Source organism: Acinetobacter sp. YH12218, from assembly GCF_013417925.1.
Classification (GTDB): Bacteria; Pseudomonadota; Gammaproteobacteria; order Pseudomonadales; family Moraxellaceae; genus Acinetobacter; species Acinetobacter amyesii.
In genome coordinates this window covers 1-18,349 of the sequence record NZ_VPDB01000002.1, presented here as the reverse complement: position 1 = coordinate 18,349, position 18,349 = coordinate 1, and the positions used below count along the sequence as shown (strand labels likewise).

13 protein-coding genes and 2 pseudogenes are annotated in these 18,349 nt (G+C 41.1%); 8 read left to right on the top strand and 7 right to left on the bottom strand.

The annotated features are described in order from the left end of the window. The first annotated feature begins 144 nt into the window (after nucleotides 1-144). The 6 genes from FTV03_RS00955 to FTV03_RS00930 all read left to right on the top strand — a co-directional run bounded on the left by FTV03_RS00955 (nucleotide 145) and on the right by FTV03_RS00930 (nucleotide 7,649). Nucleotides 145-741, top strand: coding sequence for a phosphatase PAP2 family protein (locus FTV03_RS00955; protein WP_180039532.1), 597 nt, complete (start codon nucleotides 145-147; stop codon nucleotides 739-741). 42 nt (nucleotides 742-783) lie between these two features. Beyond that, a complete protein-coding gene (locus FTV03_RS00950; protein WP_180039530.1) occupies nucleotides 784-2,049 on the top strand; it encodes an efflux RND transporter periplasmic adaptor subunit in 1,266 nt (421 codons plus the stop codon). A gap of 12 nt (nucleotides 2,050-2,061) precedes the next feature. Continuing rightward, nucleotides 2,062-5,241, top strand: a complete 3,180-nt coding sequence (locus tag FTV03_RS00945) for an efflux RND transporter permease subunit (RefSeq protein ID WP_180005072.1) — start codon at nucleotides 2,062-2,064, stop codon at nucleotides 5,239-5,241. Then, a complete protein-coding gene (adeK, locus tag FTV03_RS00940) occupies nucleotides 5,241-6,695 on the top strand; it encodes a multidrug efflux RND transporter AdeIJK outer membrane channel subunit AdeK (protein ID WP_180039581.1) in 1,455 nt (484 codons plus the stop codon). Before FTV03_RS00945 ends, adeK begins: the two co-directional genes overlap by 1 nt. A 150-nt stretch (nucleotides 6,696-6,845) precedes the next feature. Next, a complete protein-coding gene (locus FTV03_RS00935) occupies nucleotides 6,846-7,202 on the top strand; it encodes a YbjQ family protein (protein WP_078192212.1) in 357 nt (118 codons plus the stop codon). 3 nt (nucleotides 7,203-7,205) lie between these two features. Next, entirely contained in the window at nucleotides 7,206-7,649 is a 444-nt protein-coding gene (locus tag FTV03_RS00930; protein ID WP_180039528.1) for a YbjQ family protein, read from the top strand. A gap of 33 nt (nucleotides 7,650-7,682) precedes the next feature. On the opposite strand, the gene FTV03_RS00925 is transcribed toward FTV03_RS00930, so the two are convergent. From FTV03_RS00925 to FTV03_RS00915, 3 genes are all read right to left on the bottom strand, one after another. Beyond that, nucleotides 7,683-8,699 carry a hypothetical protein gene (locus FTV03_RS00925; RefSeq protein ID WP_180039527.1) on the bottom strand — a complete coding sequence of 339 codons (1,017 nt, stop codon included), beginning with the start codon at nucleotides 8,697-8,699 and terminating at the stop codon, nucleotides 7,683-7,685. Between the two features lie 74 nt (nucleotides 8,700-8,773). Beyond that, the gene (locus FTV03_RS00920) at nucleotides 8,774-9,580 is read right to left on the bottom strand and encodes an SDR family oxidoreductase (protein WP_180039525.1); all 807 of its coding nucleotides are present in this window, start codon (nucleotides 9,578-9,580) and stop codon (nucleotides 8,774-8,776) included. Nucleotides 9,581-9,624: 44 nt separating this feature from the next. Beyond that, nucleotides 9,625-10,296 carry a hypothetical protein gene (locus tag FTV03_RS00915; protein ID WP_180039523.1) on the bottom strand — a complete coding sequence of 224 codons (672 nt, stop codon included), beginning with the start codon at nucleotides 10,294-10,296 and terminating at the stop codon, nucleotides 9,625-9,627. A gap of 184 nt (nucleotides 10,297-10,480) precedes the next feature. On the opposite strand from FTV03_RS00915, the gene FTV03_RS00910 reads away from it, so the two are divergent. Together FTV03_RS00910 and FTV03_RS00905 are read left to right on the top strand one after the other, a co-directional pair. Next, complete coding sequence (locus tag FTV03_RS00910; protein ID WP_180039521.1) at nucleotides 10,481-13,375, top strand: valine--tRNA ligase; 2,895 nt, start codon at nucleotides 10,481-10,483, stop codon at nucleotides 13,373-13,375. A 104-nt stretch (nucleotides 13,376-13,479) separates the two neighbouring features. Beyond that, a complete protein-coding gene (locus tag FTV03_RS00905) occupies nucleotides 13,480-15,186 on the top strand; it encodes a hypothetical protein (RefSeq protein WP_180039519.1) in 1,707 nt (568 codons plus the stop codon). Between the two features lie 62 nt (nucleotides 15,187-15,248). Here the strand turns inward: FTV03_RS00905 and FTV03_RS00900 are convergent, their stop codons facing one another. From FTV03_RS00900 to FTV03_RS00885, 4 genes and pseudogenes are all read right to left on the bottom strand, one after another. Further along, nucleotides 15,249-16,307, bottom strand: a complete 1,059-nt coding sequence (locus FTV03_RS00900; RefSeq protein WP_180039517.1) for a molecular chaperone DnaJ — start codon at nucleotides 16,305-16,307, stop codon at nucleotides 15,249-15,251. A 90-nt stretch (nucleotides 16,308-16,397) separates the two neighbouring features. Further along, nucleotides 16,398-17,682: pseudogene (locus FTV03_RS00895) on the bottom strand (glutaminase). Between the two features lie 64 nt (nucleotides 17,683-17,746). After that, the gene (locus tag FTV03_RS00890; RefSeq protein WP_180039515.1) at nucleotides 17,747-18,199 is read right to left on the bottom strand and encodes a hypothetical protein; all 453 of its coding nucleotides are present in this window, start codon (nucleotides 18,197-18,199) and stop codon (nucleotides 17,747-17,749) included. 40 nt (nucleotides 18,200-18,239) lie between these two features. Beyond that, nucleotides 18,240-18,349 (bottom strand): annotated as a pseudogene (locus FTV03_RS00885) (IS701 family transposase); the annotation flags it as partial.

The following is an 18,349-nucleotide window of genomic DNA, read 5'->3' as shown; positions in this document are numbered from 1 at the left end:
TGTTTTATTTTAGTAAGATGTAAATGAACACAAAAAATAAAATCAGTATGATTTACACATACTTGAAATAAAGTGTACTGATGAGTACACTTTAGTCCATTAATTAACCGAGCTCAAACCGGTTAAAATGACAAGGAATAAAATATGCCACGAACGCTACTGTTTGTTGGTTTTTTTGCATTAATTATCAGTGTGTTGTCGCTTTATCCTACCTATTTAAATCTATTAGATTTAAATATCGTGGAATGGATGAGTCAGCACCGTATTGCTGTCTTTAATCAAATTGCCATCGGACTTTCCGCGCTAGGCGGCATGCCTTTTGTATTATTTTTCACCACGCTATGGTGTTTACACTTTGCGTGGTATAAAAAATATACAGAGATTGTTTTTATCAGTATAGGGATCTTTGGAAGTATCGGCCTTGCATGGTTGCTTAAATTTACGTTCACCAGACCGCGTCCCCCAGAAATGTACTATCTTGTAGCGTCTTACGGGAGTTCATTCCCAAGCGCACACAGTTGTTATGCTGCATCGCTTGCGTGTCTTATGATCTTGATTTACCGACAACATGCTCAACATCGCTTGATCACCATTTTGGCATTGTTATGGATGCTGTGTATGGGTGTTTCGCGAGTATATGTTGGGGTTCATTTTCCGACAGATGTCTTATCCGGTTGGAGCATAAGTTTTATTTGGATCGCGCTACTTTATTTGAGTTACATCAAAATCAGTAAAGCGTAAACAAATGAATAATTTAGATAAATATCTAATTGAGGTGGAACAATGATGTCTGCAAAGCTTTGGGCTCCCGCCCTGACTGCTTGCGCATTGGCAACAAGTATTGCACTTGTTGGTTGTAGCAAAGATCCTAAAGATGCACAGCAAGCTGCTGCTGCACAGCAAATGCCACCAACTGAAGTCGGTGTCATTGTTGCCCAACCGCAAAGCGTTGAACAATCTGTTGAACTTTCCGGCCGTACATCTGCCTATGAAATTTCAGAAGTACGTCCACAAACCAGTGGTGTAGTACTGAAACGTCTATTTGCAGAAGGCAGTTATGTTCGCGAAGGACAAGCCTTGTACGAGATCGACTCGCGTACAAACCGTGCTTCAGCTGACAGTGCTCGTGCTGCTTTAACACGTCAACAAGCAAACCTAAACGTGTTACGTGTTAAAGAAGGTCGTTACCGTCAGCTTGTTGGCTCAAATGCGATTTCTAAACAAGAATACGACGATATTGTTGCTCAAGTTAAACTGGCTGAAGCAGATGTTGCTGCATCTCAGGCAGAACTTAAAAATGCAGAAATTAACTTAGGTTACTCAACTGTACGTGCGCCAATTTCAGGTCAAACTAACCGTTCAACAGTGACAGCGGGTGCTTTAGTTACTGCATCTCAGGCTGATCCATTAGTCACAATTCAACGTCTTGATCCAATGTACGTTGACATTAACCAATCAAGTGCTGAACTTCTTCGTCTACGCCAACAGTTAAGCAAAGGCAACTTAGACAGCAGTAATAACACCAAAGTGAAATTACGTCTTGAAGATGGTAGCGAATACCCAATTGAAGGTCGTCTTGCATTCTCTGATGCAAGTGTGAACCCTGATACAGGTACGGTTACCCTTCGTGCTGTGTTCTCTAACCCGAACCATTTATTGCTTCCGGGTATGTTTGCCAATGCTCGCATCGTTCAGGGTGTGATTCCAAACGCTTACCTCATTCCACAAGCTGCTATTACACGTACCCCTACAGGTCAAGCAATGGCAATGATTGTGAATGCAAAAGGTGCTGTTGAATCTCGCCCTGTAACCACTGTTGGTACACAAGGTTCGAATTGGATCGTGACTCAAGGCTTGAATACTGGCGATAAAGTGATTGTTGACGGTATTGCGAAAGTTAAGCCAGAGCAACAAGTTGTAGCCAAACCGTATCAACCTCAGGCTGCTGCACCTCAAGGTGCTCAACAACCTGCTGCAGCAAAGCCAGATGCTAAAGTTGCAGAACAAGCAGCACCTAAATCTGAACAAAAAGCTACTTCAAACGCATAGGGAGTAGACTGAATGGCTCAATTCTTTATTCATCGCCCCATTTTTGCGTGGGTGATTGCATTGGTGATTATGTTGGCGGGTGTACTCACGCTATCTAATATGCCAATTGCACAGTATCCGACCATTGCGCCGCCAACGGTTTCAATCTCTGCGACTTACCCTGGTGCGTCTGCAGAAACAGTTGAAAACACCGTAACCCAAATCATTGAACAACAAATGAATGGTTTGGATGGCTTACGTTATATTTCGTCAAACAGTGCGGGTAACGGTCAAGCATCTATTACATTGAACTTTGAACAAGGGATCGATCCAGATATCGCCCAAGTTCAAGTCCAAAACAAACTCCAGTCTGCGACAGCGCTATTACCTGAAGATGTACAGCGTCAAGGTGTAAAAGTCACCAAATCTGGCGCAAGCTTCCTACAAGTTGTAGCATTCCACTCACCGTCGGGCAAGTTGACTGCGGACGACATTAAGGACTATGTAAACTCGAATATTTCTGAACCTCTCAGCCGTGTGGCAGGTGTAGGTGAAGTCCAAGTATTCGGTGGTTCTTATGCGATGCGTATTTGGCTAGATCCAGCCAAAATGGCAAACCTGAAAGTTACACCGAGTGATGTGGCTGCGGCTATCCGTACACAGAATGCTCAGGTTGCTGTTGGTCAGTTAGGTGGTGCGCCTGCAACTGAAGGTCAAGTACTGAACGCGACAGTTACAGCACAAAGTTTGTTGCAAACACCAGAGCAGTTTAAAAACATTTTCCTGCGTAACAGTAGTGATGGTGCTCAGGTACGTTTAGGTGATGTTGCACGTGTTGAATTAGGTGCTGACAACTATCAGTTCGACTCTAAGTTCAACAACAAACCTGCTGGTGGTGTAGCGATCAAACTAGCAACTGGTGCAAACGCATTAGACACAGCCGAAGCTGTTGAAGCACGTTTAAAAGAACTACGTCCAAACTACCCTGAAGGTTTAAAAGACACGCTTGCATTTGATACGACTCCATTCATTAAGTTATCGATTGAAAGTGTTGTACATACCCTTGTAGAAGCCGTGATTCTTGTATTCTTTGTGATGTTCTTATTCTTACAGAACTGGCGCGCAACGATTATTCCGACATTGGCTGTACCTGTAGTGGTATTGGGTACTTTTGCTGTCATTAACATGTTTGGTTTCTCGATCAACACACTCACCATGTTCGCGATGGTACTGGCGATTGGTCTCCTCGTGGATGATGCTATTGTTGTCGTAGAGAACGTTGAACGTGTCATGGTTGAAGATCATCTTGACCCAGTGACTGCAACTGAAATCTCAATGAAACAGATCTCGGGTGCCTTAATCGGTATTACCTCTGTGTTAACCGCTGTATTCGTGCCGATGGCATTCTTCGGTGGTACGACAGGTGTAATTTATCGTCAGTTCTCAATCACGCTGGTAACAGCAATGATTCTGTCATTGATTGTAGCATTGACCTTTACCCCTGCCCTATGTGCGACCATGTTGAAACAACATGATCCAAACAAACCTGAAAGCAACAATATCTTTGCCCGTTTCTTCCGTTGGTTTAACAGCTCTTTTGATAAAGTTGCGCATAAATACCAAGGCGGCGTGAACTTCATGACACACCACAAGATTTTCTCTGGTGTGATTTATGCAGTTGTAATCGGGTTATTAGTGCTTTTATTCCAAAAGTTACCTTCATCATTCTTACCTGAAGAAGACCAAGGTGTTGTAATGACACTGGTACAGTTACCACCGAATGCCTCACTTGAGCGTACGGATAAAACTGTCACTGCAATGACCGATTACTTCCTGAAAAACGAAGAAAAATATGTCGATTCTGTATTCAGTGTTGCCGGTTTCTCGTTCACAGGTGTAGGTCAAAACGCAGGTCTTGCATTCATCAAGTTAAAAGATTGGGAAGACCGTACATCACCTGAATCTCAAGTGGGTGCGATTATTCAACGTGGTATGGCATTGAACATGATCGTGAAGGATGCTTCATACATCATGCCAATCCAATTACCAGCAATGCCTGAATTGGGTGTAACTGCCGGCTTCAACTTGCAGTTAAAAGCTTCTGCAGGTCAAACCCATCAACAACTTATCGATGCCCGTAATATGGTGCTCGGTATGGCTGCTCAAGATAAACGCCTCATGGGTGTTCGTCCTAACGGTCAAGAAGATACGCCACAGTACAAAATCACGATTGACCAAGCTCAAGCCGGTGCTATGGGTGTCAGCATTGCTGAAATCAATACCACAATGGGTATGGCATGGGGTGGTTCTTACATCAATGACTTCGTTGACCGTGGTCGTGTGAAGAAAGTCTATGTACAAGGTGAAGCTGCGGCACGTATGATGCCTGAAGACCTGAGCCAGTGGTATGTCCGTAACAACCAAGGCACAATGGTTCCATTCTCGACCTTCGCTACTGGTGAATGGACTTATGGTTCACCACGTCTTGAACGTTATAACGGTATCGCATCTGTGAACATTCAAGGTTCACCGGGTGTGGGTGTAAGTTCGGGCGACGCGATGAAAGCGATGGAAGAAATTGTACAAAAACTTCCTTCGATGGGCGTTCAAGGCTTTGACTATGAATGGACTGGTTTATCTCTAGAAGAACGTGAGTCTGGCGCACAAGCACCATTCCTATACGCACTTTCATTGTTAATCGTCTTTCTATGTCTTGCTGCCTTGTATGAAAGCTGGTCTATTCCGTTCTCAGTATTACTGGTTGTACCATTAGGTGTATTGGGTGCGTTATTACTGACTTTCCTTGGAATGGTGTTCTTCAAAAATCCAAACTTGGCGAATAACATTTACTTCCAGGTGGCTATTATTGCCGTCATTGGTTTGTCCGCGAAGAATGCGATCTTGATCGTAGAATTTGCCAAAGAACTTCAAGAAAAAGGTGAAGATCTGTTTGACGCAACTTTGCATGCCGCTAAAATGCGTCTACGTCCAATTATCATGACCACTTTAGCCTTTGGTTTTGGTGTACTTCCGCTTGCGCTTTCTTCGGGTGCAGGTGCAGGTAGTCAGCACTCTGTAGGTTATGGTGTATTGGGTGGCGTAATCAGTTCTACCCTACTTGGTATCTTCTTTATTCCTGTATTCTACGTATGGATCCGAAGTATCTTTAAGTACAAACCAAAACAACAAAATAATCAGGAGCATTTATCGTGATGCAAAATGTATGGTCTATTGCAGGTCGTAGCATTGCGGTTTCTTCACTTGCGCTTGCTTTGGCTGCCTGCCAAAGCATGCGTGGTCCAGAGCCGGTTGTTCAGACCAATATCCCCGAAAGCTACACAGTAAGTGCTTCTGGTACTTCTGTTGCTGAGCAAGGATATAAAGATTTCTTTGCTGACCAACGTCTGGTACAAGTTCTTGACTTAGCTTTAGCCAATAACCGTGACCTACGTACGGCTGCTTTAAATATTGAACGTGCACAGCAACAGTATCAAATCACTGCCAATGGTCAATTACCAACCATTGGTGCAAGTGGTAGCGTACTTCGTCAAGACACGTTGAATACGCAAAAGCCTGTAACTTCTTACAATGTCGGTTTAGGTGTCACTGCTTATGAACTTGATTTTTGGGGTCGTGTACGTAGCTTAAAAGACAATGCCTTAGATAGTTACCTTGCAACTGCAAGTGCCCGTGATGCGACACAAATTGCGTTGATCGGTCAAGTGGCTCAAGCATGGTTAAACTATGCATACGCTAACTCAAACTTGAAGCTTGCGGATCAAACCTTAAAGGCTCAGCTTGAATCTTACAACCTCAACAAAAAGCGTTTTGATGTCGGTATTGACAGTGAAGTTCCTGTTCGTCAGGCTCAAATTTCTGTAGAAACTGCACGTAATGATGTTGCGAATTACAAGACTCAAATTGCTCAAGCGCAAAATTTATTGAACCTATTAGTGGGTCAACAAGTACCTGCGAACTTGCTGCCGAACCAACGTGTCAATCGAATTACTTCGACCAATACTATTGGTTCAGGTATTCCAAGTGATTTGTTGAACAACCGTCCAGATGTACGTGCAGCTGAATACAAACTGTCTGCTGCTGGTGCGAACATTGGTGCAGCTAAAGCACGTCTGTTCCCTACTATTAGTCTGACAGGTTCTGCGGGTTATGCTTCAACGGACTTAGGTGATCTATTTAAATCAGGCAACTTTGTATGGTCTGCTGGCCCTAGCCTTGATATTCCAATCTTCGATTGGGGTACACGTCAGGCAAATATTAAAGTTTCTGAAACTGACCAGAAAATTGCATTGTCTGATTATGAAAAATCAGTTCAGTCAGCTTTCCGTGAAGTAAATGATGCGCTTGCAGTTCGCCAAAACATTGGTGACCGTATTGCAGCACAGCGCCGTTTAGTTGATGCAACCAATACAACCTACAAACTGTCAAATGCCCGCTTCCGTGCTGGTATTGATAGCTACTTAACTGTACTTGATGCGCAGCGTGCATCTTATGCAGCTGAGCAAGGTTTGTTGTTGCTTGAACAAGCAAATCTCAACAATCAAGTTGAATTGTATAAAACACTTGGTGGTGGTATCAAAGCCAACACTTCTGATGCTGTGCAATACCAACCTTCTACTGCCGAACGTAAAGCAGCATCAAAACAATAATTTGATTTAGCCTAGCCAGTTATATTTGAAAAGCTCACTTCGGTGGGCTTTTTCATTTTTAGATCGGAGCTACAAAATAAAAATGAAGATATTGCTTTTTGCTGAAGAGTTTCCTATCTTCAATTCACCTTTTTATATTGATAACTAAAAATGCTTTTAAGTAATCTTGAATCTGTTCCGGGTCATACCATTACACAACAACTTGATGTCGTTTATGGCAGTACTGTCCGCAGTAAACATGTTGGTCGTGACTTTATGGCTGGCCTAAAAAATATCGTGGGTGGTGAACTCAAAGGTTATACAGAACTACTCGAAGAATCCCGTCAAGAAGCTATGAGCCGTATGATTGATAAAGCACGTGCCTTAGGCGCGAATGCAGTCGTCGGCATCCGTTTTTCAACCTCAAATATTGCTCAAGGCGCCTCTGAATTATTTGTATATGGCACGGCAGTTCGCGTAGAAGCCAACTCAGCAAAACTACCAGACCCATTTCCAACTCAGGACTAAGTCATGGATGCCTTTATTTTTAAAGTCCTGATCTTTGTGGTGCTCTTTTGTATTGGTTGGGGCTTCGGTCGCCATATCGAACAAAAGCATCTCAAAGAACTCGAAGCTCAAGAAAAACGTTTATCGCATATTCAAATAGACAACAACCGTTTTAAAACTACTGAACATTTCGGACAACTGATTTCAAGTAATGTAGTGATTTCACATGATTATTTTAAATATGTGATTGCCAATATTCAGAACTTCTTTGGCGGACGTTTAACCAGTTATGAAAGCATTGTCGATCGGGCACGTCGTGAAGCCGTGGTGCGTTTAAAGCAAGAAGCTGAAAAGATGGGCGCAACGCAAATTATGGGCCTGCGTTTAAGCACCACTGAGTTGGGTATGCAAGGCGGCATGGTCGAAGTCTTTGCGTATGGAACAGCAATTCAAAAGAGAGACATCTGATCTCTCTACTTCTCCCCAATTCATTTTTACTATTTAATTTACTTTACACAATGTGTTTTCAAACTCTTCATAACTCACATTTTCATTGCGACAAACTTTAAAGCAAACTTCATTAAATTTCTTTTCATCAATATTTGGATCATGATAACTAAATGCAACATCTCCAGCATAAGCACGTGCCAGATCTTGCACCACAATGTCAGCTTTACATCCATATAAAGTTGGACATGCCTCTAATGTTCCTTCGTAATACTCTTTACACTGAGTCGGTTCGACATCCACCTTATTGGGTTTTTGCATCGACACATTTAAACCATTTTCATTCATTAAAAGAAAATATTGAAGTTTTCTAAATGGTTTTAAGTCAATCTCGAGTCCCGAATGATTGATACGAGCCAATTGATCTTTGTAAGAATTATGATCATCTGAGATTAACTCTGCATTACCAGCTTTATCGATTTTGATAAAGCTATAGTTGACAGGCATATATGCGCCACTCCCCTTATGTGCAATCACTTCGATCAAATGATCTTTCGCAATAAATGCGCCCGTAAATACAGTCGATTCAACACTGGTCAGCAACTTACCTTTCACTAAAACACAATATCCAAAACATTGATCTTTGAATCTAGCCTGATCGCCTTTAAAATCATCAACAGGATGAAATTCAGCTCGCCATTTAAAATCACCAATTTTATTCGAGCTATAAGGTAATTTATCAACATCTGAATCTTGAGGATTTTGACTGTAATACTCAGACTTCAATAATCCTTTTTCATCAAACAGTGCTTCGATCGGTAACCACCCCTCATTTGGTTCTCGCATAACAACTTCTGCACTCGCCGCTTCAACATTAGGTTCAATCTCAACAGATTCAGTAACTGGTTCTGATACAGTTCCTATTTCTTTTTCAGGCTTTTCGAGTGTTGAGTTGTGCTCAATTTTTTGAGTTTTCTGTTTAAAATAAAAATAAGCCACTGTACCGATTGCGCCAATGATTGCGCACAAAATGATGGCTATTCCCCATTTGTTAAAATTATTCTTTTTCATTTCTTATAATCTCGATACTCATTAAAAAAGTCACTGTTAAGAGTGACTTTTAAACAATTTAAACTTGATAAAACTTACTTCACTTTGGTTTTACGAATCATTTTATATAACGTTGTCGGTGATAAACGTGACACCCAAACACCGAGCTTTTCTTTAGAACCACCCACCACGATGTATTCTTCCCCTCTTTGCAAAGATTGCACTACTGTTTCGGCAAACTCATTGGCTTCTAGACCATTTCCAATAGCTTCATCCTGATGCCCTTGTGGTTTTCCTGCACCATTGAGTGCATTAAATGAAACATTGGTTTTGACAAATCCGGGGAATATCACCGATACGCCCACCCCTTGATCCGCAACTTCCGCACGTAGACTGTTCGCCCACATATGAATGGCAGCTTTTGCAGCAGAATAGGTCGCGCGGTACTGTGTCCCTAATAAGCCTGCAACACTTGAAACAAAAGCAATTCGACCAGACTTTTGTGCTAAAAATGTCGGTAAAACGGTTTTGGTTAAATAGACTTGCGAAAAATAATCTACTTCCATGATGGCACGTTCAGTTTGCATAGTCGTATCCGTAATCAATGCACGCTGACTCAATCCCGCATTATTGATTAACCAATCAATTCGGCCTTTATTCGCAAGGACTTGTTCATAAGCGTGGCGAACTTGTTCTTCATTGGTAATGTCTGCACACACTGAAAGATGCTGATCTGGATGTAATAATGAAACCCGGACTTTTTCCAACTCTTCAAAACGACGTGCGGTCAAAATGACCTGCGCCCCTTGCAAAGCACATTCTTTTGCTAAAGCTTCACCCAAACCTGAAGATGCCCCAGTAATCCATACCACTTTTCCGTTCAAATCATCACGTTTTGCCATTTTGACATCCTTTTAAATAACTAATTTATTCATTTATATGTATTTTATGCTTTATGTAATACAGGCTCATTGTTCAAAAACACCATAAAATGGTCAAAATACTGACTCATCGACCGTGCATCATAAATTTTGCCGAGTTTATCGAAGCGTTTATATCCGAGTTGCGTGGTGAGATTGATGACACCGGTTAAAGTTTTATCCACCACCATATTAAATTTCAGCATTTTTTTCGGTTCACGCACCAAATGCGTCACCCCGGCATCGACCACTTGTGTAAATGCCTTCAATGCGAGTGGGACATATTGATTCTGCCCTTCTTTCATTTGACTGACATAGGCAAGCAAGTCGGTGGCTAAAGAGGCATCGATCGGGTAATGCATAAAATGCTGACCATCTTCGCTGTAAAAACGTCCATATAAATAATTCACCATCGGTACAAGGCGGTCATTGCCGAAAAAAGACACCGACCACGGCATATATTTACGGGTCGTTTCACGTATTTGCTGAATAATTTTTTCGGATTCATTGTCTCCAGACTTATTCATGCGCGCCATTTGGCCAAAAACTTGATCTAAAATTTCACATGCAATATCCGCTAAATTATCCCCTAAGGCTTTGGACTGACTTTTTGTTTCACCTGCATTGAGTTTTTGATGAATCGTCTCAAAACGTTGATATGTCGTAGGTTGAATCTTTAAAGAAATAGAATAAGTCATTTGATATTGCTCCTTTTATCTTAGTTTTGGGATCAATGGATACTTCTTATCTTAGGTCCTATCATACGGACTCTTTTATTTACTGCCAAATCCTAAAAGTTAACATTCGCCCAACATCCCTAATTCACCATTTTTTTTGCTACAATAGATCTAATTTTTTATCCACTTTTGATCTGTTTAGACTATGACTGATTCAGCGCAAAATATTGCTACGACCTACGATCCGACCGAGATCGAAAAAAAATGGTACAAGACTTGGGAAGAGAGAGGCTACTTCAAGCCATCTCAAAAAGGTGATTCATTCTGTATTATGATTCCGCCGCCAAACGTCACCGGTAGCTTGCACATGGGTCATGGTTTCAACAATGCCATTATGGATGCGTTGACTCGTTATAACCGTATGTCTGGCAAAAACACCCTTTGGCAGCCGGGTACCGACCATGCAGGTATCGCAACGCAAATGGTTGTTGAACGTCAATTGGGCGCAGAAGGCATTAGCCGTCACGACCTTGGTCGTGAAAAGTTCATCGAAAAAGTGTGGGAATGGAAAGAACAATCTGGCGGCAACATTACCCGTCAAATTCGTCGACTAGGCTCATCTGTAGACTGGTCACGTGAACGCTTCACCATGGACGAAGGTCTTTCTAACGCGGTTAAAGAAGTGTTTGTTAAGCTGCATGAAGAAGGCTTAATTTACCGTGGTAAACGCCTTGTAAACTGGGACCCTAAACTACAAACTGCCCTTTCTGACTTAGAAGTTGAGTCTGATAAAGAAGAAGCAGGTTCACTTTGGCACTTCAAATATTTCTTTGAAGATAAGTCACTTCGTACCCATGACGGCAAAGATCACATTGTTGTGGCGACAACACGTCCTGAAACATTGCTTGGCGATACCGCTGTTGCGGTTGCGCTTGATGATGAACGCTATGCAGCGCTTGTTGGCAAGAACATTATCCTGCCAATCACAGGCCGTGCTGTTCCAATCGTTAAAGACGAATATGTAGACAAAGAATTTGGTACAGGCTGTGTGAAAATCACCCCTGCGCACGACTTCAATGACTATGAAGTGGGCAAACGCTGTGAACTTCCTATCATCAACATCTTCAACAAAAATGCGGAAGTGTTGAGCGATTTTGAATATATCGCCAAAGCGGGCGAGCAAATTTCTAAAACCATTCCTGCACCTGCGGACTACATTGGTTTAGAGCGTTTTGCTGCACGTAAACAATTGGTTGCTCAAGCTGAAGCTGAAGGCTGGTTAGCGCAAATTCAACCTTACACACTTAAGCCACCTCGCGGTGACCGTTCAGGCGTAATCGTTGAGCCATTATTGACTGACCAATGGTATGTGAAAATTGCACCGCTTGCCGAGCCTGCAATTAAAGCGGTTCAAGACGGTCAAATTAAGTTTGTCCCTGAGCAATACAGCAACATGTACATGGCTTGGATGAATAACATTCAAGACTGGTGTATCTCACGTCAATTGTGGTGGGGTCACCGTATTCCAGCTTGGTACGATGCTGAAGGTAACGTATTTGTAGGCCGTGACGAAGCTGAAGTTCGTGCGAAAAACGGCATTGCGCCTGAAGTTGAATTGAAACAAGACGAAGACGTGCTTGATACATGGTTCTCTTCTGGTCTTTGGACATTCTCTACTTTAGGTTGGACTGGCGACGCGGCGAAAGATAAAGAAAACTATTTCTTAAATACTTTCCACCCGACTGATGTGCTTGTGACTGGCTTTGACATCATCTTCTTCTGGGTTGCCCGCATGATCATGATGACCATGCACTTCATGAAAAATGAAGATGGCACACCGCAAGTTCCGTTCAAAACAGTGTACGTTCACGGTTTGGTACGTGATGGCGAAGGTCAGAAAATGTCTAAATCTAAGGGCAACGTGCTTGACCCATTAGATTTGATTGACGGCGTGGATCTTGAAACTTTAGTACAAAAACGTACGACTGGTTTGATGAACCCGAAACAAGCAGCGAAGATTGAAAAATCTACCCGTAAAGAATTCCCTGAAGGCATTCAGTCTTACGGTACAGATGCGGTTCGTTTCACTTTCTGTGCGCTTGCGAACACTGGCCGTGACATTAAGTTCGACATGAAACGTGTTGAAGGTTACCGTAACTTTGCCAACAAAATCTGGAACGCTACCCGTTTCGTGATGATGAACTGTGAAGAGCAAGTCATTGGTCAAGAAGTTCGTCAAGACCTTTGGGAATTGCCTGAACAGTGGATCGTCAGCCGTCTGCAAAAAGCGGAACAAGCCGTGCAAACAGCATTCGCGACGTATCGTTTAGACTTGGCTGCACAAGCGATTTACGAGTTCATTTGGAATGAATACTGTGACTGGTATGTCGAGCTGACTAAGCCTGTTCTAAATGACGAAAACGTATCAACTGAGCGTAAAGCTGAAGTACGTCGTGTGCTTCTTTCTGTGATGGAAGCATCTTTACGTTTAGCGCATCCATTAATGCCTTACTTAACCGAAGAAATCTGGCAAACACTTGCGCCGAAGTTAAACATTTCGGGCGAAACGATTATGCTTGCACAGTACCCTGTTGCTGACCAAGCGTTAGTGAATGAGCAAGCTGAAGCAGATATGCAATGGCTTCAAGGTTTGATTGGTGCTGTACGTAACATCCGTGGTGAAATGGGCTTAGGTAATGCTCGCTTGTTGCCTGTACTGCTTCAAAACACGACGGATGCGGAAAAAGCTCAAATCGCTCGTATTGAACCATTGTTCAAAGCATTGGCAAAAGTTGAAAGCATTACTTTCTTAGCTGATGGCGAACAACCACCATTGTCTTCTTCTTCTGTAGTGGGTCATGTGTCTGTATTCGTTCCAATGAAGGGCTTAATTGACCCTAAAGCGGAATTAGGTCGTCTACAAAAAGACTTAGACAAGGTTCAAAAACAGCATGACCAAATTGCCACTAAACTTGGCAATGAAGGTTTTGTGGCGAAAGCGCCTACTGCTGTGGTTGAAGGTGAGAAAGTTAAACTTGCTGAGTTTGCTGATCAGTTAGCGAAGATTAAAGCGAATATGGAGCAGATTGCGGCGCTTTAATTTAATTGCTAAATACTTAAAAAATAAGATAAAATCCCCTCATTATTGAGGGGATTTTTTTATAAAATCTAATTACTTATTTATAATAACGATAGGCATTTTATATGACTAAGAAAAATTTACTTGTAGTTCTTCTTACAAGTTCAGTATTAACTCTCACTGCATGTGGAGGAAGTAGTGGCGAAGATTCCAGTAGATCTGCTGAGGATAAAGAGGATACTTCTCAAGCATCTAGTTCATTTAAAGAGATAACAGTTACTCCCCATCTTGGGCAAGTGCATGAAGGTAGAGTAGTTCTTAAGAGTTCTCTAAATAATGAGATAATAGATGAGAAAAATATTGATGGCGTCCATGATATAAAATTCAAAATTGATATAAAGAAAATCTCTGAGCCTCTTTTAGTCGAACTTCTACCTACAAAAAATGGTAAATTTAAATATTCTGATCCAGCTATTGATACTGATCTAGTCAGTATTACAAACCTACCTCAAACTCCTATTTTAAGAGCTGCATTTAATCTTAGAGAAGACCTTACACATATTAGCCTTAGTGCCTTAACAGAAGCATCAGTTAAATATGCGGAAAAAAATCGACTTACCCCTGAAAATATTGAAAAAGCTAATCAATTTATTCAAGATCAATTAAATATTAAACAATTTAAAATTCTTGATGCAACATCTATAACTAATTTTAATACTACTACCTTATTAAATAAAAATACTGTTTCACTTAATGAAATATTCTATATAGCCTATCTATCAACCGCAGCAAAAGAAATTAAGAGACTACATCCAACAAGTAAACAGCCAGCTTTTGATTTTGCTTTAGCACTAGGTGAAGACTTCACTGACGGTAAATTCGATGCATCTCCAAGCATTTCTAATCAGACCTATGATCAATCATTTGGTGCATATCATAAGTATTGGGCAAATGCTTGGAAAAATTGGGAAGCTACATATTATGACCAATTAAAAAATATTCAGGATCCTAATACAGCTTTAGAATGGTTAAATACTTTTAATTCAAAATTTTTATACCAATATAATAACAGTCAAATCTGTGAACAAAATTCATTAGTAAGTGCTGAGTTAAGTGATATTCAGATTTACAATGGTAAATATCAAGATATAACAGCTAATAATGATTTTGACCTCGATATATCTTCCGAAAGAGTTCTATTAGATGGACATACCAAACAACTTTTAAGTATATGTCGAAAAAAAGATTCTAATATTTACCACGCTTTCATAGATTATGGAAATATTCAATTTTTTAAAAATAATGAGCAAAAATTAATTTCATATGATATTCAAGTAGGAAAATTAGGTGCCTCTATATCAAAAGTAGGAAACTTAATAAGAGAATCAGAACCTACACTTCCATTAATTTGTCAGGAAAATAACTGGGGATGTCTATTAATTTCAGACTATGGTGAATTCACCCATAAAAGCCGCTTGTCTGATATGCCAAAAATAGAGATACAATCCAATCCAATATTTGGTACCGCAAGTTTTTCAGCTTATTATACTTTTGATAATAAATTTGGCGGACAAGATATTTTAAATATTGAAACTTCTACCAAAGATTTTTACACATCCATCTCAGTCAATTTTGTAGAACAAAACTTATATGGCGATAAACTAGGATACTCTTGTTTTAAAAGTAATAATACAACTCAGCAAAATCACTTTAGTTGCTCAAATATCAGTTTGGATCAGCAAAATCGCACTATTGTTTTCAGTAATACCAAATTAAAAGTTCTTGGTGGCGGATCTAAGACAATATCTTTAAACGGTACATTACGATACTAAGTTAGACGAATAGATCTAACTAATTGATCTACTTTTCCTCACATAGAAAAGTAGATCAAAAATTATAATCCTCCATGCTCCAACAACATCTCTAACCCACTCTCTTTCCCCATAAAACTCAGCCTTTGCTTTTCCGCTTTCAGCTGTTGCTTCACCGTAGATACATCCGCATCAATCTGCTTATACAACTGTTCAATATTCAGTTGCCCTTTGGACTTTTGCACTGCAATTTTGGCTTTATTTGACCATACAAGTGAGTCAATCAATTCCTGAATCTGCTGTTTTAAGGATTGGCTTTGCGCTTCCAAAGCCTGCTGGTAAAACTTTACTTGCTCCGCACTTAAACCTTTATTTGAACCATTTTTACTTTGTTCAACTTCAAGTTGAAGTTTCAGTAAAAAGAACAAATCTTCTTGCTCGTATGCTTCATTAGCACGTTGTAATAGTTCAGTCTTTTCAGCTTTCTTCGATTCATCAGGCTCACGGTCAGGGTGAATGATGGAAGCAATTTTTAAATACACCGTTTTCAGTGATTGATTCACTAACTTTTCAGCTTGCTCACGTTTTTGCGCTAGGCGTCTGCGCTGATGCTCTTCTTTCTCACGTTGATATTGTTCACTGTCCCACGCTTCATAAGACTCATATTCTTCTGTAGCCTCTTGTTCTATATCAGTATGACCTTTTACTTTACTCTGTTCAGTTTGGGCTGACTTGGTTTTTCTATTTGGCTTTTGATTATGTGCATGGTGCTGCTGATAAAAGGCATCGACCTCCGAGACTTTTTCAAGTTCGGCTGTATTTAGGTAATTGGATTTTTTCAGCTGCTTTGCCAGTTTCGCAAGCTTTGCATCGAGCTGAGCTAAATCTGCTTTGGCAAAGTCTTCTTGCTGTAGATGCTGCCAAAGCTGTGCAAGCTGACGAAAATACACCGCATGCAAATCACGATAGATCGGCACAAGTTTCAGCTGGATATAACTCTGAATTTCACTTTTGGCATTTTGCCAAAGATCTAAATCCAGCTTTTGCTGTTCGATTTGCTCAATCAGTTTATTCAGCTTTTTATGCTGTCGGGATAAAGCTTCAACACTCGGGAGTAAACTGACTTTTAACTCAAATGACATAAGCAAATTTAACGCAAAAAGAAAATTATAGCCGATCTAAGCACTAAACTTATGAGCCCTTTGCCTAACTCAAAAATCACGTTTTATTAATTAACGCTCAAACCGTTGTAAATATTGACTCAACTCTTCTCGAACAACCACCTCATGTCCTGCATGACTTCGACTTTGTTCCAAGAGATGCTCTGAGTCGATCACTGCCACGCGATGACCATCCGCAATTAAACGATCTACGCCTTCAAAGAGCATTCGAACACCAACATCGTGTATCAAAGAAATATTGGTCAGATCTAAAACGATATGGTTATTCGCAACAGGTTCATCCTCTAAGATCCGCAGCAACATTTCCGACTCAGTAAATTGCAATACGCCGCGCAGTTCATACACCACCACCGAATGATCAATACCGCAGGTATAGCGACTTTGGACGATCGTTTGCGCTGAAGGTGTTCCCTCCATCACATGTAGTCCCATGTCCTTAGACAGTCGCTCAAATATTTCTACACCTCGAACACTATTCCCATGTGTATCGAGTTTCGGACTAAAGACTGCCAGCCCAACCTGCCCTGGCAAAGCCCCCATGATGCCACCGGCCACACCACTTTTTGCAGGAATACCGACCGTTGTCAGCCAATCACCCGCAGCATCATACATGCCGCAAGTCATCATCACACTCAACACTTGGCGCACCACCGAACGTGACAGCAACCGTTTTCCTGTGGCTGCTTGCACGCCACCATTGGCAAGCACACTGGCCATTTTTGCCAAATCTTTAACCGTCACTAATATTGCACACTGACGAATATAGCCGTTCACTACGTCTTCAGGGTCTTCTTCAAGTACACCGACTGTGCGCAGCATGTAACCGATCGACAAATTTCGAAAAGCCGTCTTCACTTCAGACTTATAAACCGCTTCATCAAAACTCAGCTCACGCCCCGCCAGTTCACTTAAAAATTCACGGAGTTTTTCAGCTCGAGTGCTGTGTTCGTCATGCGGTAAAAGTGAATGTGTGGTGATTGCACCCGAATTGATCATCGGGTTTTTCGGGGTATTGCTCTGTGGATCGAGCGCAATTTGATTGAATGCCTCTCCCGATGGCTCGACACCGACTTTTTGTAAAACGCTGTCTAAACCAAGATGACGAATCGCTAAGGCATAAGCAAAAGGTTTAGACATCGAACATCGACTGAATGGTGAACTCGACTTCGTCATCACCCGTGGAATAAATCGTGCCATCTACGGTAGACAGTGCCAAAGCCAGTCTATTCGGATTGGCGTTAGCTAACTCAGGAATATAATCTGCCAAAGCTCCGTGTTGATTGGCATCGCAGGCATTAAGGACATGCTGTAAATAATCTGGAACAGGCGTTTTCATAAAGGTTATTTTTTGTTGTGTGCTTTTTTATTTATAACAAATTGAGCTACCTCTGTATAAGTCCTTATGGTGAAGACGTGTTCTGAGCTAAAACCTGTATGTGCTGTATATTCAAATGGTGCATCATTTCTCGAATAAAAACGAAATAACTGAGTTGAATGATTGCCTGTTCACCAAATAGATTTTGGTAATATTCGGTATGTTCAATCAATTCATTAAAGCCATGTTCTAAGCTTTGTCGGTCAATGTGGGTCGCATGTTCAAAAAAGCTCTGCGCCAATATATGCAGCATCGCATCATTCGACTGAGCATAGCGCTGCGTCTGATAATCGAGCTGTAATCGTTCTAAAATTTCTTCAATTTCATAGATCAAATATTCAATTGCCAAAGCATCGAAGCGCTGATGTCGGACACATTTTTGCACCAAAGCGACTAAGCCATGATCAAAATGAATATTCTTTTGCTCGGTCTGAAAGTCGAACTGCGCTAATCCGAGCTGAAATTGTAATTGCTGCATCGCTATCGTTTAAATTATTTAATCTAGGACTTACGCACTATCATTTATAGATTCTCTGTGGTAGCAGATGATTTTTATCGAGAATAAAGTCATCAATGAAGTTTTTGATAATTGGTCTAAATAATTTCTTCTGCCAACGATATATATTTT